Origin of the sequence: Nocardioides luteus (genome assembly GCF_014648595.1) — a bacterium.
Taxonomy (GTDB): domain Bacteria; phylum Actinomycetota; class Actinomycetes; order Propionibacteriales; family Nocardioidaceae; genus Nocardioides; species Nocardioides luteus.
Genome location: NZ_BMRK01000002.1, coordinates 276,347 through 297,444, shown reverse-complemented (window position 1 = coordinate 297,444; position 21,098 = coordinate 276,347). Strand labels below are relative to the sequence as shown.

Sequence of the window (21,098 nt, the reverse complement as noted above, 5' to 3'; positions counted from 1 at the left end):
CGCTGGGGGTGCTATGGCCGCCCAGACCAGCCCCCCGCGGAGCATCTTCTCCCCCAGGTTGTGGGGCGCCCACGCACTCGTGATCGTCTTCGTGACGGGTGCGGTGATGCTCGGGGTGTGGCAGTACGAGTCGAGCCAGCAGGACAAGCAGGACCAGGTGGCCCAGCTGGTGCACGCGAAGCCCAAGTCGTTCACCGACCTGATCGGTCCCAACGACTCCTTCCCGTGGGAGCAGATCGGCCGCCCGGTGACCGTCTCCGGCATCTGGATGTCCAGCGAGACCATCTTCATCGACGGGATGGAGCGCGGGTCCGAGGTCGGCTACTGGGCCGTGACGCCGGTGCTGGTGGAGGACACCGGGTCGGCCGTCTACGTCGTCCGTGGGTGGACACCGGAGGTCGCCTCCGCCCCGCCGGCGCCGCGCGGTCACGTCACCGTCACCGGCTGGCTGCAGCCCAGCGACTGGGCCGACGTCGCCGACGACCGCAAGTCTGACAACGTCTTCCCGCAGCTCGACATCGCCGACCTGATCTCGCGCACCAGCTACGACCTCTACAGCGCCTACATGGTGCGTTCGCCGGTCGAGGACAACTGGCCGGCCAGCTCGATGCCGGTCAACGACGGTGCGACCGACGTCGCCGACGTACCCGCCCCGCAGCTGCCCGAGCCCGAGGCCACGACCGGGCTGCGCAACCTGCTGTACGCGATCGAGTGGTGGCTCTTCGGCGTCTTCGCGATCTACGTGTGGTGGCGCTACGTGCGGGACACGTTGCGCCGGCCCGACGACGAGGACGACGAGGGTGACGAGGGTGACGACGCGACGCCGCCCCCTGAGAAAGCGCCTCAGGAAAGCCACGTACCCTCCGAGGCGTGAGTCTCTCCGGCAATCTGATCGCTTATCGGATCATGGCCACCATCGTGGGTGTGCTGCTCGTCGTGCTGTGCCTGATCGGCCTCCCGCTCCACTACGGTTACTGGGTCAGCGACGCAGCCTGGCTGGCCGAGGGCAGCGGCGCCGGCTGGCAGCTGGGCGCTGACATCTCCCAGTACCTCGGTGTCGCGCACGGTTGGCTGTACATGATCTTCCTGCTGACGGCGTTCCTGCTGTCCCGCAAGGCGGCCTGGCCGATGCCCTTCACGATCGTCACGGCGCTGTGCGGCACCATCCCGGTGCTCAGCTTCTGGGCCGAGCACCGCGCCACCAAGCTGACGAAGGTCGCGATCGAGGCCTCAGCCGCCTGATCCCGACCCGCCATGTGGGAGGATCGAGGCGTTGCACCCCGTACCAATCCCAATGTCGGAAGGGCAGGTCATGGCTGACCAGAAGGCCATCCTCCACACCAATCACGGTGACATCACGATCACCCTGTTCCCCAACCACGCGCCGGAGACGGTCGCCAACTTCGTCGGCCTCGCGACGGGGACCAAGGAGTACACGGACGACGCCGGCCGCTCCGGCGTGCCCTACTACGACGGCCTCGGTTTCCACCGCGTCATCGACGGGTTCATGATCCAGGGCGGTTGCCCCCTCGGCACCGGTACGGGCGGCCCGGGCTACACCTTCAAGGACGAGCCGCACCCCGAGCTCACCTTCGACAAGCCCTACCTGCTCGCGATGGCGAACGCCGGCCCCGGCACCAACGGCTCGCAGTTCTTCATCACCACCGGCCAGGCGCCGTGGCTGAACTTCAAGCACACCATCTTCGGTGAGGTCGCCGACGAGTCGTCGAAGAAGGCTGTCGACTCGATCTCCGGCACCAAGACCGGTGCGATGGACCGTCCGGTCGAGCCGGTCGTCATCGAGACCGTCGAGATCGTCGAGGGCTGATTGTCCGAGACGACCCCGGTCGGGGTGCCGGTCTGCTACCGACACCCCGACCGTGAGACGCACATCCGCTGTCAGCGCTGCTCCCGGTCGATCTGCCCTGACTGCATGACGGCCGCCTCGGTCGGCTTCCAGTGCCCCGAGTGCGTGCGTGAGGGCAACAAGTCCGTACGCCGGCCCAAGCGGTTCACGGGCGCGCGGATCGGCTTCCGGGCGCTCCCGGTGACCTTCTCGCTGATCGGCGTCAACGTCCTGGTCTGGCTGGGCATCATCCTCACCGGCGGCGCCGGGTCGAGGATCGCCGACCTAGTCGCTCTGCGTTTCCGGGGTGCGTGCGTCGCCGACGACGGCAACGGCTACTTCCCCAACGTCACCACCGACCAGATCTGCTCGACGCTGCAGAGCTCGGGGGCGGCCGCCCACTGGGTGCTCGGTGTCGACGACGGCGCGGTCTGGCAGCTGCTGACCTCGACGTTCACCCACGTCGCGATCCTCCACCTGGCCGTCAACATGTTCTCGCTCTACATGCTCGGCTCGTTCCTCGAGCCGATCGTGGGACGGCTGCGGTTCCTCGTCTTCTACCTGATCTCCGGTCTGGCCGGTTCGGCGCTGGTGGTCTGGGCGACCGCTCCGGCCGCCACGACGGTCGGCGCCTCGGGCGCGATCTTCGGGCTGCTGGGCGTGCTGGTGGTGCTCTTCGTCCGCGCCGGGCAGTCGCTCTCCCCGCTGCTCCCGGTGCTGCTGATCAACGCGGCGATCACCTTCTTCGGCCCGGGCATCTCCTGGCAGGGTCACGTCGGTGGCTTCATCGGCGGTCTCGCGGTCGCGGGCATCTTCACCACGTTCCGGGCCGACCGGAAGGCTCCCTTGCAGTGGGCTGCCCTGGGCGGGTTCACCGTGGTGCTGCTTGCTCTCGTCGGCGTACGGATCCTGGTGTTCTGACGCCTTCGCGGCAGGTGTTTTCGGCGCGTTTTCCCGCCGTGGACAAATCCACAGGTGTGGAGGAGCCTGTGGAGAATCACACCCGTGTAACGCAAAGCGGCGCAACCCCAAGGGTTGCGCCGCTTTCGTGTCGTGTCGGCCGGAGTGGACCGGGGCTCACTCCCACTTCGTGGCGAAGGTGAAACCCACCGCCATGAAGCCGATACCGACCAGAAGGTTCTTCTGACCGAGGTCGTTGAAGACCCAGATCTTGTCCAGGTGGTCGTTGGCGAAGATGTAGAAGACGCAGATCCAGACCAGGCCGATCAGGAAGCAGCCGAGCATGCCGACCACGACGCCGCGGCCACGGCCGAGCGGGGTCTTCGGGTGGGCGGCGAACGCGAGGCCCGCGAAGAGCAGGATGAAGCCGATGAGGTAGTTCCACCCCTCGAGCTTCTGCACCGGCTTCGGGCCGGTGAAGTCGCCGCCGACCTCGTTGGGGCGCACGCCGGTGTAGTAGTAGACGATCCAGCCGATGCCGAGGGCGATCAGCAACAGGGCGATCCCGAAGCGGGGAGTGAAGATCGGATCCTTGGGCAGGTCGAGATCACTCTTCTTCGAGAGCTTGAGCTTGGCCACGGGTGATGCTCCTCAGACAAATGTGATTGCTGCGCATACCCTAATGGTCGTGAGCTCCGGAACCCAGGCTAACCCCACCTCTAAGCCAAAGCGTTGGTCCCGCATGACCTCATGGAGGCTCGGTACGCCTATCGTCGTCATCCTCTGCGGCGGCCTGCTCGCGGTGAGCTTTGTCAACGCCGACGGCACCGACCTGCGGCCGGGCCGCTACGAGGACCTTGCCACCCTCGTCGACGGAGAGCGCAGCCGCTACGACCGTCTCGAGGCCCAGCTCGCCGAGCTGCAGAGCGAGGTCGACGGGATGACCAGCGGCGTCACCGACAAGGACGTCAAGAAGCTCCAGCGGCAGTCCGCGCGGCTCGCCGACCCGGCCGGCACCTCCGACCACAGCGGCGCCGGGATGCAGATCGTGCTCGGCGACGCGCCCTCGGAGGTCCAGAAGAGCTACACCGGTGACGACCCCAACTCCCTCGTCGTGCACCAGCAGGACATCCAGGCGGTCGTCAACGCGCTGTGGGCCGGTGGCGCCGAGGCGATCACCATCGCCGGCGAGCGGATCATCACCACCACCGGCATCAAGTGCTCCGGCAGCACGGTGCAGCTCGACGGCGTCCCCTATCCCCAGCCGTACGTCATCGAGGCCGTCGGCGACCCCGACCAGCTCCAGGCCGCGATCGACCGTGACGACCACGTGCAGAACTACCGCGCCGACGCCCGCGACCCCAACGTCCAGATCGGCTGGGCCCTCAAGCCGCTGACCTACCTCACCGCGCCCGCCTACGACGGCCTGCTCGACGTGAAGTACGCGAAGCCCCTGCCTCAGGGCGACTGAGACAGGGGCCTCGGCGGAGCGACGGTCAGGGGGCCGCTGGAGAGGTCGGCGGCAGCGCCGGGTCGCACGTCGGCGGGTCGCCGGGCTCGGCGGTCTGGGTGGCCGTGGCCGACGGGTCGTCCGGGTTGGGCACCAGGGTCTGACAGCTCGGCAGCGGCGCTTCCTTCGTCGAGACGAAGATGATCACCTCGCCGTTCTTCTTCAGCGGCGTGCCCTTGCCCGGCGTCTGCTCGACGACGGTGTCCTTGGGCTTGTCGGTGTTGGGCTCGTCCTTGCGTACAGGCGTGAAGCCGGCGTTGCGGAGGATCTCCTCAGCCTCCTGAACGCTCTTCCCGACCACGTTGGGGACCTTGTTGGGACCCTTGGAGACGGAGAGGACGACCTCGGTGCTCTTCCCCGTCGTGACGCTCTGGTCCGCAACCGGGTCGGACTCGATCACCGTGCCCTTGGGCTCGTCGGAGTCGACCGTCTCGATCTTCACGGAGAAGCTGTAGGGATCGTCCTCGAGCAGGTCCTTGGCCGCCTTCTGCGACATCCCGACCACGTTGGGCATCTCGCGGTTGGGTGGACCGGTGGAGACCGTCAGGGTGACGGTCTCGCCCTCCTCGATCTCCTGGCCGGCAGGTGGGTCCTGCGAGATCACCACTCCGACCGCGACGCTGTCGCTCGGCTCCTGCTTCACCTTGCCCTTGAGCTTGGCCGCGCTCAGCTCGGCCATCGCCTTCTCCTGGGTGAGACCGGTGACGTCGGGCGCGGGCGTGCTCTGCGGCCCGAGAGCGGTCGGCAGGAAGTAGGCGCCCACCGCGATCAGGCCGATGATCACCAGACCGAGCAGCACGAGCACCCAGGGGCGCGGCCCCTGGGGCCGGTCGTCCTGGGGCGGGTAGTAGCCGCTGTTGGGGTCTCCGTAGGGCGGGACGGCGCGGTTCTGAGCGACCTGGGTCTGGTCCATGCTCGGCGGGACGGCCGCCTGGACGGGACGCCCGGCGAGATAGCGCTCGATGTCGGTGCGCATCTCCTGCGCGGACTGGTAGCGGTCCTCGACCCGCTTGGCGAGCGACTTCATCACGATCGCGTCGAGCTCGCGGGTCAGCGAGGGGTCGTGGGTCGAAGGAGGCTGCGCGTGCTCGCGTACGTGCTGGTAGGCCACCGAGACCGGCGAGTCACCGACGAACGGCGGTCGGCCGGTGAGCAGCTCGTAGAGAAGGCAGCCGGCCGAGTAGACGTCGGAGCGGGCGTCGACCTGCTCGCCGCGGGCCTGCTCGGGGCTCAGGTATTGCGCGGTGCCGACGACGGCCGCGGTCTGGGTCATCGTGGACTGGGCGTCGTTGAGCGCCCGGGCGATGCCGAAGTCCATCACCTTCACGTCACCGGCCGGCGTGAGCATCACGTTGCCGGGCTTGATGTCGCGGTGGATGATCCCGTTGCGGTGGCTGTAGTCGAGCGCGTTGAGCACGTCGGAGCTGATCTCCAGCGCGCGCTCGGGCAGGATCTTGCGACCCTCGCGGAGCACGTCGCGCAGCGTGCGGCCGGCGACGTACTCCATCACGATGTAGGGCTGGGCGACGCCGTCGTCGCTCTTCTCCTCGCCGGTGTCGTAGACCGACACGATCGAGGGGTGGTTGAGCTTGGCCGAGGACTGCGCCTCGCGCCGGAAGCGCGCCTGGAAGGTGGCGTCGCTGGCCAGGTCCATCCGCAGCCGCTTGATCGCGACCACGCGACCGAGCCGGTGGTCGGTGCCCTTGCGGACCTCCGCCATCCCGCCGCGGCCGAGCAGCTCCCCGACCTCGTAGCGGCCGGCGAGGAGTGCCGGCTCAGCCATTGCCGCCCCCGTTGCCGTTCCCGTTCCCGTTGCCGGTGCCCTCGTCGCCACCGGGGAGGTCCGGGAAGTTCCAGCCGTCGGGGGACTCGCCGTCGTCGGTGGGCTCCTCTTCCTCGTTGTCACCCTCGCCCTGGTCGGGCTCCTCCTGGCTGGGAGGCGGGGCGGCCGGCGGCTCGCCGTAGTAGCGGATGGTGATCGGGTCGCCCTCGTAGAGGTTGCGGGTCGGGTCGAGCCCGGAGACGACGTCGGCGCCCTGACTGCCGTCGTTCTCCTGCACCGAGACCTTCGGGACCAGTCCGAGGTCGCTCAGCTCGCGGCGCACCTCGTCGACGTTGCGGCCGACGTAGTCGTCCTCGTCGATCTCGACGGGCTTCGGCTCCTCCTCCGCCTGCTCCGTCTGCGTGGGCGTCGGAGATGCTGATGGCGTCGGGGAGGCGTCGTCGGCCGGACTGTTGTCCGGGCCCGACGCGAGGGTCGAGATGATCCAGATGATCGCGACGATCACCGCGACCAGCATCACGAGCACGACGATGTTGAACGGCTTCTTGTACCAGGGCCGCTGGTCCTGATCGTCGTCGTAGCTGTCGTAGGGGTCCTGGTAGCGGGGCGGCGGCGGGCCCTCGGGGCCCATCGGGCCGCCCGCGCCGCCCTGCATGCCGACGTAGTTCTGGGTGGCCGAGGGCGAGGGCACCGGGTCCATGACCGACGTCGCGGTCGCGTCACCAGGCGCGGCGGCAACGACGGTGGTGGCTTCGGCGTCCGGGTCCGCACCACCACCGTGACCGATCATCGCGGTGGTGAACGCGGCAGCATCGGCGTAGCGGAGGCTCGGGTCCTTCTGCAGGCTCCGCATCACGACCGCGGCCAGGTCGGCGGGGACGTGGTCGGGCAGCGGCGGGACCGGGTCGTGCAGGTGGGCGATCGCGGTCGCGACCGGGGTCTCCTTCTGGAACGGCCGGTAGCCGGCCAGGCACTCGAAGGCGACCACACCGAGCGAGTAGACGTCGGAGGCCGGGGTGGCCTTCTCGCCTCGAGCCTGCTCGGGGCTCAGGTATTGCGGCGTGCCCATCACCTGGCCGGTGCCGGTGATGCCGGTCGAGGCCTGTGCACGGGCGATGCCGAAGTCGGTGACCTTCACCTTCCGCTGCGGGGTGATCAGCAGGTTGGCGGGCTTCACGTCGCGGTGCACGATGCCGGCTCGGTGAGCGGCGGCCAGCGCGTCGCCGGCCTGACCGAGCAGGTCGCGTACGACCTCGGGGTCGAGCGGACGGCCGTCACGGATCAGCTCGGAGAGCGGCTTGTGGTCGACCAGCTCCATCACCAGGAACGGACGCATCAGGCCGGAGGCGGTCGGCATCTCGCCGACGTCGTAGACGGCGACGACGTTGGGGTGGTGGAGCGCGGCGGCGTGCTTCGCCTCGGACTCGAACCGGGAGCGGCCGATCGGGTCCTCGGCGTGCTCGGGCTTGAGGAGCTTGATCGCGACCTCGCGGTTGAGGGTCGTGTCGGTCGCCCGCCACACCTCGCCCATCCCGCCGGTGCCGATGAGCTCGTGGAATACGTAACGACTCATGAGATCGCTGCCTCCATCATGGCCTTCGCGATTGGTCCGCCCAGCCGTCCGCCGGCGATTTCGCTGCGTTCGGTGCCGCTCTTCTGGACCATCACGGCGACCGCGATGGACGGGTTCTCCGCCGGGGCGAACGAGGTGAACCAGGCGTAGGGAGCGCGCTCCTTGGAGCTCTGCGCGGTGCCGGTCTTGCCGGCGACGCTCACCCCGGGGATCGAGGCGACCTCGGCGGTGCCGTTGTCGACGACGCTGACCATCATCTGGGTCAGGATCTCGGCGGTGTCCCGCGAGATCGCGGGCTGGTTGTCGATCGTGGTCGGCTTGCCCTGGTCGATGACGTCCAGCGAGGACGAGGTGACCCGGTCGACCAGGTAGGGCTTCATGACCTCGCCGCCGTTGGCGATGCCGGCCGAGACCATCGCCATCTGCAGCGGGGTCGCGATCACGTCCTGCTGACCGATCGCGGCGCGGGCCTGCTTGTCCTTGCCGTCGTTGGTGGGGTAGCGGCTCTTGGCCTGCGGGCCGATGTCGTCGAGGTAGTGCTGACCGAAGCCGAACGCTTCGGCCTGGGCCCGCATGTCCTCGTCGCTGAGGTCCATGCCGAGCTGGCCGAACGCGGTGTTGCAGGAGACCTCCAGGGCCCGGGTGAGGGTGATCTGCTCGCCGCCACAGCTGGTGCCGTTGAGGTTGGGCAGGTCGGTGGTGGTGCCCGGCAGGTCGAGACTGGCACCGCCGTAGACCTTGCTGTCGCCGTCCATGCCGAGCTTCTCGATCGCGGCCGCGGCGGTGACCAGCTTGAAGGTCGAGCCCGGCGGAAGCGCGGTCTGGATGGAGCGGTTCAGCAGCGGCTCGTCCTCGTCCTTCGAGAGGTTGTTGAAGGACTTGCTCGCGGCGCCGAAGTCGTGGGTCGCCAGCTTGGAGGGGTTGTAGGTCGGGGTCGAGGCCATCGCCAGGATCCGGCCGGTCTTCGGCTCGATCGCCACCGTGGCCGCCTGGACGTCCTCACCGAGAGCGGTCAGGCCCTCGTACGCGGCGTCCTGGACCTTCGGGTCGATGGTGAGCTCGACGTTGCCGCCGGCGGGCTCGGAGTTGGTGACCAGGTCGACCAGGCGGTTGGTGAAGAGCTTGTTGTCCTGGCCCGAGAGCACCGAGTCCTGCGACCTCTCGATCCCGGTCTGGCCGTAGGAGTAGGACATGAAGCCCGTGATCGGGGCGTACTTCTTGCCGCCGGGATACGTGCGCTGCCACTCGTACTTGTCGTCGCTCGGCTTGCTCGTGGCGATCGCCTTCTTGCCGACCAGGATGTCGCCGCGCTGCTGTGCGTAGGCCTCTTCGGTGACCCGGCGGTTGTCGGCGCGGTCGTTGTACCAGCTCGCCTTGAAGAACTGGACGTACGTCAGGTTCAGCATCAGCGCCACGAAGAGGATCAGGCAGCCGACGCTGAGCGTGCGAATGGGGCGGTTCACGCGGCCACCTCCGTAGCGCGAGCGCAAGTGTACGGACGCGGTCGCGTGTTGAGCTCGTGGTTCGCTCGCTGGCGCTCGCTCACTTGTTCATCGCCCCTTTGTCGAGCTTGACGATCTGGGTCTCCTCAGCGGCGAGGTCTTCGTCGGACGGAGCCGTCGGCAGTGGACGGCGGGACTGGTCCGAGACGCGCAACAGCAAGGCGACGATCACCCAGTTGGCGACCAGCGAAGACCCACCATACGAGAGGAAGGGGGTGGTCAGACCAGTCAGCGGGATCAGGCCGGTGACGCCACCGACGACCACGAAGGTCTGCAGGGCGACCGAGGTGGCCAGGCCGACCGAGAGCAGCTTGCCGAAGTCGTCGCGGGCCACGATCGCCGTGCGCAGGCCGCGCTCGACGATCAGGCCGTAGCACAGCAGCAGCGCGAGGAGCGCGGTCAGACCGAGCTCCTCACCGATCGCCGGGATGATGAAGTCGGAGTTGGCGTAGGGGACCCGCCAGGGCTCGCCGGACCCGAAGCCGCGGCCGATCATGCCGCCCCAGGCCATCCCGAAGAGGCCTTCGACGAGCTGACCGGAGGATGTGCCGTTGACCGGGTCCGGGTAGTAGTCGAACGGGTTCAGCCAGGTCAGCACGCGGACGCGGACATGGCTGAAGAGGCTGATCGCGGCGAAGACACCGCCGGCGAAGAGCAGCCCACCGACGACGATCCAGCCCTTGCGCTCGGTCGCGACGTAGAGCGTCACCACGAAGAGGCCGTAGAAGAGCAGGCTGGAGCCGAGGTCGCGCTGCAGCACGAGGATCGCGAGGCTGATCACCCACATCATCAGCAACGGACCGAGGTCGCGGCCGCGGGGCAGGTCGATGCCGACGAACCGACGACCGGCCAGGGCGAGCGCGTCGCGGTGGACCGCCAGATAGCCGGCGAAGCAGACCACCAGCAGCACCTTGGCGACCTCACCGGGCTGGAAGCTCACCGGACCGAGGTTGATCCAGATCCGGGCGCCGTTGATCGTCTTTCCGATGATCGGCAGCATCGGCAGGATCAGCATGACCACCGCGCCGAGGCCGGCGGTGTAGGTGAACCGCTGGAGCATCCGGTGGTCGGGGACCACGAAGAGCGTGATCAGGAACAGCACCACGCCCAGCGACATCCAGATCAGCTGTTGGCGGGCGAAGGCGTCGGACTCGCTCGCCCCAGCGGCCAGGTCGAGACGGTGGATGACGGCGAGACCGAAGCCGTTGAGCATCGCGACCAGCGGGAGCAGCACGGGGTCCGCGTACGGCGCCAGAAGACGTACGCCGATGTGGGCCGCCACGAGCAGCGCGACCAGCCAGGTGCCGTAGCCGACGATGTCGACCGGCACCTTCTCCTGCACGCCGAGGCCGACCGCGGCGTAGGCGCCGATCCCGACCGCCAGGGCCAGGATCATCAGGACGAGCTCGGCCCCCCGGCGCGACCGGTGGACGAAAACGGGCATGGAGCTCGCCGGGGTGAACCCACTCATGACGCGTTACCTGTGTCGGCCGCGCTCTGGTCGGCCAGCGACTGCACCTTCTCCTGGGCGCCGGCCAGATCCTTGCTGTGGATGCCGTCCTCGAGCTGGTGCTGGTAGGTCTCGGCCAGGTCCTCGACCTTCAGGTCAGAGGTCTGGTAGGGCTCGGAGAGGTCGAGGCCGATCATCGTGGTCGGGACACCACGGAAGATGGTGACGTTGCCGTCCTGCTGCCCGATGTACCACTGGTTCTGCGACCAGACGAACGCCGTCGCCGCCGCTACCCAGACCACACCGAGGATGGCCAGCAGCCCGAAGGCCCAGCGCAGCTTCAGGAACCTGGCAGGCGCCTGGAGGGCGTAGCGCATCTCCTCCGGGTCGGCGGCGATCGCGCCGTCGGGGATCTCCTCGTCGATCGGGTCGAGCTCGCCGGTGTCGCCCATCCGGTGGCCGCGGAACAGCGCAGTCATCTGGCCGGTCTTGGTGGTCCTCCGCTTGAGCTCCGCCGCAGCACCCACCATCTGGGCCTCGAGTCCGGCCGACGGCATGGTGTCGCTGGGCACGACGTCGGCGACCACGCAGGTCACGTTGTCGGTGCTGCCGGAGTCGAGGGAGACGCGGACCAGCTCGACGGCGGCGTACTCGGGCGTGCCGGTCGCCAGGATGTCGGCGATCCGGGGGTCGTCGACGTAGCCGCAGACGCCGTCGCTGCAGAACATCAGTCGGTCGCCGGCGGCGAGGTCGACGATGAACAGGTCGGGCTCGAGCTCACGGGTGCCGTCGAGGGCCTTGAGGATCAGGTTGCGGTGAGGGTGGGTCTTGGCCTCCTCCTCGGTGATCCTCCCCTCGTCGAGAAGCGTCTGCACGAAGGTGTGGTCGTGGGTGACCTGGTGGATCGCGCCGTTGCGGAGCAGGTAGGCGCGGCTGTCGCCCACGTGGCCGACGGTGAGCTTGGAGCCGTCGAAGAGGCCGACGGTCGAGGTCGTGCTCGTGCCGTTGAGCGTCGGGTCGTGGTCGACCAGGTGGCCGATCTCGTCGTGGGCCATGTGCAGCGCGTGGGAGACCAGGCCGATCAGGTCGTCGTCGACCAGCCCGAGGGCAGGCTCCTCGTCGAGCTTGCGCAGCTGCTGGACGGCGGTGCTGGAGGCGATGTCGCCGCGGGCAGCGCCACCGACGCCGTCACAGACGGTCAGCAGCCACGGACCGGCGTACCCGCTGTCCTGGTTGTCCTTGCGTACCCGGCCGACGTCGGAGACCGCGGCGAACTCGAGGCGGAAGGGTCGTCCGCCAGGGGCACCGGGGCTGGGAGCCGGGTCGGGCGTGGGGTCGGTCGCAGCGGTCACTTGCGCAGCTCCAGGATTGTCTTACCGATCCGCACCTGGGTCCCGAGAGAGATAGCGGTCGGCTGATTGATCCGGACGGACCCGATGTAGGTGCCATTGGTCGATCCGAGGTCCTCCACGAACCACTGGTCGCCGGAGACGGCGATGCGGGCGTGGCGGGTGGAGGCGTAGTCGTCGTCGAGGATGATCGCGGCGTCGCTGCCGCGGCCGATGACGATGGGCGCCTGCGAGAGGGGCACGGTGACACCGGCGTTGGAGCCGGTGGTGACCGCGACGTGCGTGGGTACGCCGCGCCGCGGTGCCCGCGCCGCGGGAGACTTGCCTCGACCCGGCGCCGCTGCGGGCTGGCCGGCGGAGGCGTTGGTGACCCGCGCGCCGAACATGTCGGAGCGGATCACGGACAACGCGGCCAGCACGAAGATCCACAGGATCGCCAGGTAGGCGACCCGGATCAGGAAAAGGGTCAGCTCGCTCACGCCGCCACCTCCGTTGAGAAGGCGCCAGCGTACGGAAGTGGCGTCGTGACGATCTGAATGGTCGCTCGCTTACGCTCGCTCAACGGCGCTCCTCCACGATATGCGCAGTGATGACGGTGGTGCCGATGCGCACCTGGGAGCCGTCGTCAAGGGTTGCACTCGCCATCTTCTGCCCGTTGACCAGCATGCCGTTGGTCGAGCCGAGGTCGTAGACCTCGATCCGCACGCCGTCGCCGGCCTGCTTCGAGCGGAACTCGATGTGGCGGCGGCTGATGCCCGGGTCGTTGATGCGCAGGTCGGCGTCGGTGCCACGGCCCACGACGAGGTTGCCGTGGAGCGGGTGCCGGGTGCCGTTGATCTCCAGGTAGGCCTGCGCACGGCTCACCTGGGTGTCGCTCATGTCTCCGCCCGAGACCGCCGCCTGGGCACGGCTGCGCACCCGGAACCGGCCGATCGTCAGGTCCTTCGCCTCGCCGAACTGGATGTTCACCCGGCCGGGGAAGACGAACCCCTGCACCTCGGCGTGATCCATCAGTTGGCGCTTCAGCTCCTCCTTGAGGTGGGGTCCGTAGGACTCCAGCTTGCCGAGGTCGCTGGCGGACAGCTCGACGAAGAAGTCGTTGGGCACCAGCCGTCGCTGACGGCTGAGCACCTGGGCGTTGTTGTCGATCTCGCGCTGGAGCGCGGCGACGATCTCCACCGACTTCACCTCGGACCGGAACGCCTTGGCGAAAGCGCCTGAGATGAGCTGCTCCAGCTTCTGCTCGAACTTCTGCAGGCCGCTCACGTTGCTGCGCTCCTCTCAGGTGCCGGCAGGCCGGTCAGGTTGGGTGGTGTGTCGCGTACGGGCATAGTGGTCCCCCCGGATTCGGCCCGATCGTATCGGTGCACCCTAGGGGATCTGCTACTTCCCGCATTCTGCGTGGTTTCGATCCTCCCACGATCCGGTGACCACCCGTGTCAAGGCGGACGGGGTGCCGTCGTTTTGGGCCGGTGGGTGCTGGTGGGCTAACGTTTCCTCTGCTGCACGCGCGAGTGGCGGAATAGGCAGACGCGCACGGTTCAGGTCCGTGTGTCCGCAAGGACGTGGGGGTTCAACTCCCCCCTCGCGCACGTGTGACGAAGCCCCGGTCCGATGGACCGGGGCTTCGTTCATCTCCGCCTCTTGGCAGTGGCACAGTGGCGGTGTGACCACCGCTGCCGACCTCGCCGACTCGCTGCCCCAGGGCTTCGTCGAGGTCGTCGTGCCGGGTGAGCCGCGGCCGGTCTTCGGGCTGGAGATCGTCGAGGCGGGTGAGGTCGGGTCTGCGGCCGGGGTGGCTCGCGGCGATCTGGTGACGGTGGTCGGGGCCACGGACGTCGGGCAGGTGCAGGGGCTGGTCACCTCCTGTGCGGATGCGTCGGGCCTGCTCGTGCGGCACCCGCTGGCCGTCGACGACGGTGTCGCCGAGCGCTGTCGTGAGCTCGGTCTGCCGCTGTTGGCGATGAGCCGGGGTGCGTCGTTGAGCTCGGTGATCGCCGTCGTGCGGTCGGCCATCGACGCCTCGGCGAGACCGGCGCGAGGGGCGGCCGACGACCTCCACGACGACCTCTTCGACATCGCCGACCGGATCAGCTCGCTCCTCGAGGCGCCGGTGACGATCGAGGACGCGAGCTCCCACGTCCTGGCCTACTCCCAGGGCCAGTCGGACATCGACGACGCCCGCACGGCGACCATCGTCGGCCGCCGGGTGCCCCGAGAGGTGCGCGACCACTTCCGCGCTCTCGGTGTCTTCCGGCGGATGGCCCGCTCCGACTCGCCGATCTTCGTGCCCGCAGGTGACGGTGGGGTCAAGGCGCGCTACGTGGTCCCGGTCCGGGCCGGGGGTGAATGGCTGGGGTCGATCTGGGCGATCGCCGAGAACCCCCTGCCGCCGGGGCACGAGCGCGAGCTGGACGCTGCCACCGAGCTGGTCGCGCTCGCCCTCCTCCGGCTGCGCGCGCAAACCGAGCTCCATCAGCAGGTGCAGCTCGACCAGATCCGGTCGCTGGTGCGCGGCTCCGTCGTCGACCAGCCCGAGTGGCTCGACGACGGTCCGTGGCGGGTGGCGGTGCTGGCCGGGCCGGCCGACCTGCCTGCGGAGGCCAGACGGCAGCTGTGGCAGGCGCTGTGCCGCCGCCGCGGGTGGCGCCGGCCCGTGATCGCAGACCTCGACGACCAGGTCTACGCCGTGCTCCGCGCCGGGGCCTCGGGACCGGGGAGCGACGGCTGGCTCGGTGAGCTGGTGCGCGGCGAGGGGCGGGACAACGCCGACGTACACATGTACGTCGGCACGACCGTCGACGCTCCTCGCGATCTCGACGCCTCCCGCCTCACCGCCACCGAGCTCGCCGGCGCGGAGGACGAGGGTCGCCCGGTCGTCACGGTCGAGGAGGGATGGCCGGCGATCATCCTGACGCGTGCGGTGCGCGGGCAGGAGAGCCGGCCGATCGTGTCTCCGATCAGGGACCTCCTCGGCGACGAGAGCGCAACCGTGCTGATCGACACGGTCGAGGCCCTGATCGACCACTGGGGCGAGCCGAAACGGGCGGCCCGGTCCCTGGGAGTGCATCCGAACACCGTCAGGAACCGGGTCGCCCGGATCGCTGCCCTGTGCCCGATCGACTTCGAGGACCCGGAGCAGCGGCTCGCGCTGCGCCTGGAGATCGCCCGGCTCCGTGGGCGAGGTGGACCGCCCGGCCGGTGAGCAGGGCCGTGAGCCGGCCCGGTCAGCGCAGCGGGTCGACAGCGCGCAGCGCGTCAGGACGTACGCCGGAGACGATCTGCTCCGCCAGCAGCCGCCCCGTCACCGGACCGAGGGTGATGCCCCACATCCCGTGACCGCCGGCGACGAAGACGCGCGGGTCGGCGGAGGCGCCGATCAGCGGCAGACCGTCGGAGGTGCACGGCCGGGCGCCGACCCACTCGTCCTCGCGCTGGTCCAGGTGGGCTCCCGCCAGGAGGTCGCGCGCCGCACCGACGAGGGCGTCGATCCGCCGCGGGTCGCGCGGCGCGTCGGCGTCGCGGAACTCCATCATCCCGGCGATCCGCAGCCGGTCGCCGATCGGTGTGCAGGCCAGCCGCTGGGTCGGGAAGTAGACCGGTCCGCGCGGCAGGTCGTCGACCTTCACGGTGAAGGAGTAGCCGCGGCCCGCCTGCACGAGGCGGCGGACGCCGACCCGGCGGCCGTGCGCGCCCAGCCACGCCCCGGTGGCCACGACGACGGCGTCGTAGCGCTCGCCCGCGACGACGACCTCACGGTCGCCGGACCGGATCTCGCCGACCGACACCCCGGTGACCAGCCGACCGCCGCGCTTCTGCACCGAGTCCGCGATCGAGTGCACGTAGGTCGCCGGGTCGATGAACCGCTCGCCCCGGATCCGGATGGCGGTCGCGATGCTGTCCGCCAGAGCAGGCTCCTCGGCCCGCGCCCGGTCGCCGTCGACCACCTCGAAGTCCACCTGCTGACCGCTGGCCTCGATGTGGGCGAACTCGTCGAGCAGCGCGCGGCTGTCCTCGACGCTGCGGAACGCGGCGGTGAACGGGTCTGCCGACCGCGTACGAGCCTCGATCCCGCCGCGCTCGAGCTCGTCGAAGGCGGCGAGCGCGCCGTTGTTGAGCGGGATCAGCGCCTGCATCGCCTGCTGCCACCGCGCGGGCGTGCAGTTGCGGGCGAACTGGGCGAGGAAGCGCAGCAGCCGCGGGTTCGCGGTGGGCGGCACGTAGACCGGGGACGACGGGCTGAGGACCGCGCGCAGACCGTACTGCAGGACCGACGGCTCGGGGAGCGGCACGGCGATGCTCGGCGTCAGCCAGCCGGCGTTCCCCCAGCTCGAGCCGGCGGCGACGCCGTCGCGGTCGACGACGGTGACGTCGACGCCGGCCTCCTGCAGGAACCACGCGGTCGACAGACCGACCATGCCGGCGCCGACGACGGCGACACGGCGGGGCGATGAAGGGTGCGCTGCTGAGGTCATGACCCCATCGTCGGCCCCGGAGGCCGGGACTCGGCTGGGCGTTCGTGACAACTCGGGGCCTCGCGGTTGTGGCCGCAGCCCAACGGCGCGACGAAGCCCCGGCTCCGAGGAGCCGGGGCTTCGCTGATCTGTCGTGTCGGCGTGTCCGCCGATCCGGCTACTCGGCGGCGACGAGCCTGGGGGTGACCCCGAGGGTGGCGAGGTCGTCGGTCGGCCCGACGTGGTCGGCAGGCACGATCGTGGACGAGATCGCCGTCCAGCAACCGGGGCAGCAGAGCTGACGGAAGACGATCGTGTCGTCGACGTAGTAGGCCGGGTCGGAGGTGACCTGCGGTCCGGCGGCCGTCGAAGCACCGTCGTACGTGGCCAGGCCGAGCGACACGTCACGGGTGACATCGGCCAGGCCCTGGCCGCAGTGGGCGCAGCCGACGGTGTCGCCGTCGATGACGAGGTTGTCGTCGATGCGCCGGGCCGTGGCGGTGTCGACCGTGCCACGGTCCCTGGGCTCCGACTGCGACCGGTCCCGCCGGTCCTCGCGAAGCGCGGCCCGCCGGGCTTCGGTCGCGGAGCGGTCCACCTCGTCGCCGGCGAGGACGACGCCGTAGACGATCTCGGCGGCCGACGCGGTCACCTTGTCCTCGACGATGTCGTGGAGGACGGCGTCCGGGTCACGCAGCAGCGGGTCGCCGTAGCCGCCGCCACCCTGCCAGTTCATGTAGAGCACCTCCCCGGGAGCGAGATGCGACTGGGCGTAGCAGTGGCCGATCTCCACGTCGCTGCCCAGGTCGTCCAGCGTCTGCGGGATCCGGCCGTCGGCGAGGACCTCGCCGAGTTCGGCGCGGCGTACGACGGCGTCGAAGCCGGTGTTGCCCGGATAGCCGCCTGCGAGGCCGTTGTTCTGCGCGACCGCCTTGCCCGCCGAGGCGAGCACGAGACCGGCCGGCTGCGACGTGCCGTGGAGGGTGACCGCCAGCGAGGCGCTCACGCCGCCGCGCTGGCGCCCCGGGCCGCCGGAGTCGGGTTCCTCGCGCCGCCACAAGGTCAGCAGGGGGTAGAGGAACTCGGTCATCTCGACGTCGGGGACGCGGCCCATCGGGATGCAGAAGAGGCCGCCCGTGTCCATGCCGTCCATCTCGGGACGGGCGCCGAAGCCGCCGGCCATCGGCTCCATCATCACGTTGAGGAACGGCATCGGAGCCTCACCGCGCTCGTCCAGACCGGCCACGACGGCGGTGTCCCAGGTGCCGCAGCAGGCCGCTTGGACGCTCGCGCCGAGGTCGGTGGAACGGTCGAGCATCTGGGACAGACACTGCGCGACCAGCGTGCCGGTCAGCCAGGCCGGGCCGATCGGCCCTCGGCTGACCGCGGCCGGGTACGTCGCGTTGTTGATCGTGCCCTCCTCCGAGACCAGGTCGAAGCAGCGCATCAGGCCGCCGGCGGACCACGGGATGTCGTGGGCGAGGATCGGCAGCAGCGCGAGCATCACGCCGCCGCGCATGCCGGCGTAGGTGCAGTTGATCATGCCGGCCTGCGGGTCGGTGCCGGTGAAGTCGAAGGTCAGGTGGTCCTCGCGCTTCGTCATCGCGACGGTGATCTTGTGGACGCCACGGTCGCCCTCGTGCGACTGGTCCTGGTAGCCGGTGGCCGACCAGGTGCCGTCGGGCAGATCGGTGAGCTTGGAACGCAGGCGGCCCTCGGCGTCGGCCATCATCCGCTTCATCACGGCCTTGACGGTGTCGGCGCCGTACTGCGCGATCACCTCCTCGAGCCGCTTGCGGCCCACGGTGTTGGAGCCGACCTTCGCGCGCAGGTCGAGGTTCACCAGCATCGGTACGCGCGAGCGGCGAATCCACACGTCGACGACGTCGTCCTGCAGGTCGAAGTCCTTGACCACCTTGATCGGCGGCGTCGGCAGCGCCTCGGAGAAGACGTCCTGGGCGGCCGGGCTGAAGGAGCCCAGGCCGACGCCGCCGAGGTCGGGCTCGTGGCAGATCGCACTGGTCCAGGCGAAGAGCTTGCCGTCGTGGAAGACCGGCTGGAAGACGATGACGTCGTTCTGATGGAGGCCACCACCTACCCACGGGTCGTTACAGAGGAACATGTCGCCCTCGCGTACGCCTGGGTTGTGGGACCGGTGCTGGAGGGTCCAGTAGATCGCCAGGTCGACGGCCCCGGCGAGCATCGTGTTGTAGAGACCGACCTGGACCTCCTGACCCAGCTCGTCACAGATCGCGAAGTCGAAGTCGTTGGCGTCGGTGACGATCGGTGAGCCGGACATGCGCTTGAGCGCCTCGCCCATCTCCTCGGTCACCGACCAGAGCCGGTGGCGGACCACCTCGTAGGTCAGCGGGTCCAGGGCGTCGATCTGCTCCTGGCTGACGGTGTGGACCTCCAGGGACTCGGGGAGGCCCGCTGTCATCTCGTCGAAGTTCGTGGGGCGGCTGGAGAAGTGCTCCGAGCCGGGAATCTGCATCGTCATGTCAGCTCCTCGTGGTGATGGTCAGGTTGCCGAGGTGGTCGACGGTGCCGGTCATCTCCGGCGGAACGACGACGGTGGTCGTGGGGACCTCGATGATGGCCGGGCCGGTGATCCGGTGGCCGGCGAGCAGCTGGCGGTAGTCGTAGACCGCCGTGTCGACGTAGCCCACGCGCGGGTCGAGGCAGACCTTGCGCGTCGCGAGCAGAGCCGCGGAGGGGTCGGGGTCGATCGCGGTGTCGACCTTCGGCAGGGCGGGCGAGAAGGGCAGGACGCCGGTGCCGCGTACGCGGAACGTGATCGCCTGGACACCGGCGGCACTGAAGCCGGTGCCCTCGCCGAATAGCTCGCCGTAGCGCTGCTCGAAGTCGGCCATCACCTGGGTCATCGCCGCGTCGTCGAGGTCACCGTCCGGGACCTCGACCGCGACCTCCGCGAGCTGGGCCGTGTAACGCAGGTCGAGCGAGCGGACGAGCTCGATCCGCTCGAAGTCCAGCCCCTGACGCTCCATCGCGGCTCGGACCTGCTCCTCGAGGGCGGCGAAATTCTCCGTCGCACGGGCGGGGTCGAGCGGCATCTGGCCCGGGTCCGAGAGCTCGGAGGCGAGCACGATGTCGGACGAGGCGAGACCGTAGGCCGAGAAGGCGGAGGCGACCGGCCCGAGCGGGACGACGCACTCCTTGACCCCGACCTCGGCGGCGTAGAAACCGCAGTACGCGGGGCCGGCTCCGCCGAAGGCGTAGAGCACGAAGTCGCGCGGGTCGTGGCCGGTCTCGACCACGGTCTTGCGGAGGAGGTCGCCGGTCTGGGCGTTCTGGATCGCATAGATCGCGGCGGCGGCGTCCTCGACGCTGAGACCGAGGGGGTCTGCGATGCGTACCCGGATGGCCTCTCGGGCGGCCTCGAGGTCGAGTGCCTTGCGACCGCCGAGCAGGCCCGTCTCGGGGAGGATGCCGAGCACGAGGTTGGCGTCGGTGTTGGTCGGCTCGGTGCCGCCGGCTCCGTAGCACGCCGGGCCGGGCACCGACTGCGCGCTGCGCGGGCCGACCTGGAGGTTGCCGCCTTTGTCGAGCCATGCGATGGCGCCGCCGCCGGAGCCGATCGCATGGACCTCGAGGGTCGGCACGTTGATCGGGTGGTGGTTGATGATCGTGCTGCTGGTGCGCACCGGTTCGCCGTCGACCACCAGGCCGACGAGGAAGGTGGTGCCGCCGACGTCGGTGGAGATGATGTTGCGGTGCCCGAGCTGCTCGCCGAGCGAGACCGCGCCGACGACGCCTCCGGTGAGCACCGAGCCGACGGTGCTGATCGCGGTGGCGGGCGCCTCGGCGGCGGCGATGGCGCCACCGTTGCTCTGCATGACCAGGAGGGGTCCGACGAGACCCTGCTCCCGGAGCCGGCCCTCCAGCGAGCCGAGGTAGTCGCGCAGGCCGGGCCCGATCTGGGCGCTCATCACGGTGGTGGAGCTGCGCGCGAACTCCCGGATCCGCGGGCTCACCTCCGAGGAGAGCGAGACGAACATGTCCGGGTTCATCTCGTGGACGATCTCGCGGATCCGTTGCTCGTGGGCGGGGTTCTTGAAGGACCACAGCAGCGAGACCGCGATCGCCTTCACGCCGGCGTCGAGGAGCTTGCGGACCGCCGTACGCACCGACTCCTCGTCCAGCGGGACGACGACCGTGCCGTCGCGGTCGAGTCGCTCGACGACCTCCAGCGCGTGGCGCTTGGGGATGAGCCCGTGGTCCTTGCTCTGTCCCAGCACGTTCTGGAGCTGGTCGGGTGACCCACCGAGGTAGCGGCCCTCGACGTTCATGATGAAGATCGAGTCGCGGTGGCCGGCCGTGGTCAGGAACCCGACGGGAGGCACGTTGCCCATGACCAGCGCGTTGAGCGACGACGTGGTGCCGTGGGCGATGTGGTGGGTCCTGGCGAGCATCTGGTCCACCGGCATCCCGAGCTGTTCGGCCAGCACTGCCAACACGTCCATGACGCCTTGGGAGTAGTCCGGCGGAGTCGACGGCGCCTTCGCCGCGACGATGTTCCCTGCGTCGTCGTCGAGCACGGCGTCCGTGAAGGTTCCGCCGACGTCGACACCGATGACGTAAGCCATGAGCATCCTCGTTTCGTTGTGTCCGGTGTCACAAACGCTAGAACGATTCGACGGAGCCGTCAATAGGTTGACGAACGTGTAAATCAAGAAGATGTGGCCGCCACCACCTGCTCGACCAGCCAAA

17 protein-coding genes and 1 tRNA gene are annotated in these 21,098 nt (G+C 69.5%); 7 read left to right on the top strand and 11 right to left on the bottom strand.

Annotated elements, in window-relative coordinates; translation table 11 throughout:
* Positions 1–13: 13 nt before the first annotated feature.
* From IEY81_RS03825 to IEY81_RS03810, 4 genes are all read left to right on the top strand, one after another.
* Positions 14–874, top strand: coding sequence for an SURF1 family protein (locus IEY81_RS03825; RefSeq protein WP_189117122.1), 861 nt, complete (start codon positions 14–16; stop codon positions 872–874).
* Entirely contained in the window at positions 871–1,242 is a 372-nt protein-coding gene (locus IEY81_RS03820; protein ID WP_229787306.1) for a DUF3817 domain-containing protein, read from the top strand. Before IEY81_RS03825 ends, IEY81_RS03820 begins: the two co-directional genes overlap by 4 nt.
* 70 nt (positions 1,243–1,312) lie before the next feature.
* Positions 1,313–1,828 carry a peptidylprolyl isomerase gene (locus IEY81_RS03815; RefSeq protein WP_189117121.1) on the top strand — a complete coding sequence of 172 codons (516 nt, stop codon included), beginning with the start codon at positions 1,313–1,315 and terminating at the stop codon, positions 1,826–1,828.
* A 105-nt stretch (positions 1,829–1,933) separates the two neighbouring features.
* The gene (locus IEY81_RS03810; protein WP_189117120.1) at positions 1,934–2,767 is read left to right on the top strand and encodes a rhomboid family intramembrane serine protease; all 834 of its coding nucleotides are present in this window, start codon (positions 1,934–1,936) and stop codon (positions 2,765–2,767) included.
* A gap of 156 nt (positions 2,768–2,923) precedes the next feature.
* On the opposite strand, the gene IEY81_RS03805 is transcribed toward IEY81_RS03810, so the two are convergent.
* Positions 2,924–3,385, bottom strand: a complete 462-nt coding sequence (locus IEY81_RS03805; RefSeq protein ID WP_189117119.1) for a cell division protein CrgA — start codon at positions 3,383–3,385, stop codon at positions 2,924–2,926.
* A gap of 103 nt (positions 3,386–3,488) precedes the next feature.
* Between IEY81_RS03805 and IEY81_RS03800 the strand changes: the two genes are divergently transcribed.
* Entirely contained in the window at positions 3,489–4,217 is a 729-nt protein-coding gene (locus IEY81_RS03800; protein WP_229787304.1) for a DUF881 domain-containing protein, read from the top strand.
* Between the two features lie 25 nt (positions 4,218–4,242).
* Here IEY81_RS03800 and pknB read toward each other — a convergent pair whose 3' ends face one another.
* From pknB to IEY81_RS03765, 7 genes are all read right to left on the bottom strand, one after another.
* Positions 4,243–6,039, bottom strand: coding sequence for a Stk1 family PASTA domain-containing Ser/Thr kinase (gene pknB / locus IEY81_RS03795; RefSeq protein ID WP_189117117.1), 1,797 nt, complete (start codon positions 6,037–6,039; stop codon positions 4,243–4,245).
* The gene (locus tag IEY81_RS03790) at positions 6,032–7,612 is read right to left on the bottom strand and encodes a serine/threonine-protein kinase (RefSeq protein WP_189117116.1); all 1,581 of its coding nucleotides are present in this window, start codon (positions 7,610–7,612) and stop codon (positions 6,032–6,034) included. Before IEY81_RS03790 ends, pknB begins: the two co-directional genes overlap by 8 nt.
* A complete protein-coding gene (locus tag IEY81_RS03785; RefSeq protein WP_189117115.1) occupies positions 7,609–9,075 on the bottom strand; it encodes a peptidoglycan D,D-transpeptidase FtsI family protein in 1,467 nt (488 codons plus the stop codon). Before IEY81_RS03785 ends, IEY81_RS03790 begins: the two co-directional genes overlap by 4 nt.
* 79 nt (positions 9,076–9,154) lie before the next feature.
* Complete coding sequence (locus tag IEY81_RS03780; protein WP_189117114.1) at positions 9,155–10,585, bottom strand: FtsW/RodA/SpoVE family cell cycle protein; 1,431 nt, start codon at positions 10,583–10,585, stop codon at positions 9,155–9,157.
* Entirely contained in the window at positions 10,582–11,916 is a 1,335-nt protein-coding gene (locus tag IEY81_RS03775; RefSeq protein ID WP_189117113.1) for a PP2C family protein-serine/threonine phosphatase, read from the bottom strand. Before IEY81_RS03775 ends, IEY81_RS03780 begins: the two co-directional genes overlap by 4 nt.
* Positions 11,913–12,392, bottom strand: coding sequence for an FHA domain-containing protein FhaB/FipA (locus tag IEY81_RS03770; RefSeq protein WP_008355644.1), 480 nt, complete (start codon positions 12,390–12,392; stop codon positions 11,913–11,915). The genes IEY81_RS03775 and IEY81_RS03770 overlap by 4 nt, the downstream gene beginning before the upstream one ends.
* A 79-nt stretch (positions 12,393–12,471) precedes the next feature.
* The gene (locus IEY81_RS03765) at positions 12,472–13,179 is read right to left on the bottom strand and encodes an FHA domain-containing protein (RefSeq protein WP_189117112.1); all 708 of its coding nucleotides are present in this window, start codon (positions 13,177–13,179) and stop codon (positions 12,472–12,474) included.
* Between the two features lie 242 nt (positions 13,180–13,421).
* On the opposite strand from IEY81_RS03765, the gene IEY81_RS03760 reads away from it, so the two are divergent.
* Together IEY81_RS03760 and IEY81_RS03755 are read left to right on the top strand one after the other, a co-directional pair.
* Positions 13,422–13,505, top strand: a tRNA-Leu gene (locus tag IEY81_RS03760).
* 74 nt (positions 13,506–13,579) lie between these two features.
* The gene (locus IEY81_RS03755) at positions 13,580–15,118 is read left to right on the top strand and encodes a PucR family transcriptional regulator (RefSeq protein WP_189117111.1); all 1,539 of its coding nucleotides are present in this window, start codon (positions 13,580–13,582) and stop codon (positions 15,116–15,118) included.
* 22 nt (positions 15,119–15,140) lie between these two features.
* Here the strand turns inward: IEY81_RS03755 and IEY81_RS03750 are convergent, their stop codons facing one another.
* The 3 genes from IEY81_RS03750 to IEY81_RS03740 form a co-directional block, all read right to left on the bottom strand.
* A complete protein-coding gene (locus tag IEY81_RS03750) occupies positions 15,141–16,388 on the bottom strand; it encodes an NAD(P)/FAD-dependent oxidoreductase (protein ID WP_189117110.1) in 1,248 nt (415 codons plus the stop codon).
* 157 nt (positions 16,389–16,545) lie between these two features.
* The gene (locus tag IEY81_RS03745; RefSeq protein ID WP_189117109.1) at positions 16,546–18,867 is read right to left on the bottom strand and encodes a hydantoinase B/oxoprolinase family protein; all 2,322 of its coding nucleotides are present in this window, start codon (positions 18,865–18,867) and stop codon (positions 16,546–16,548) included.
* 1 nt (position 18,868) lies between these two features.
* Positions 18,869–20,974, bottom strand: coding sequence for a hydantoinase/oxoprolinase family protein (locus IEY81_RS03740; protein WP_189117108.1), 2,106 nt, complete (start codon positions 20,972–20,974; stop codon positions 18,869–18,871).
* Positions 20,975–21,098: the final 124 nt, after the last annotated feature.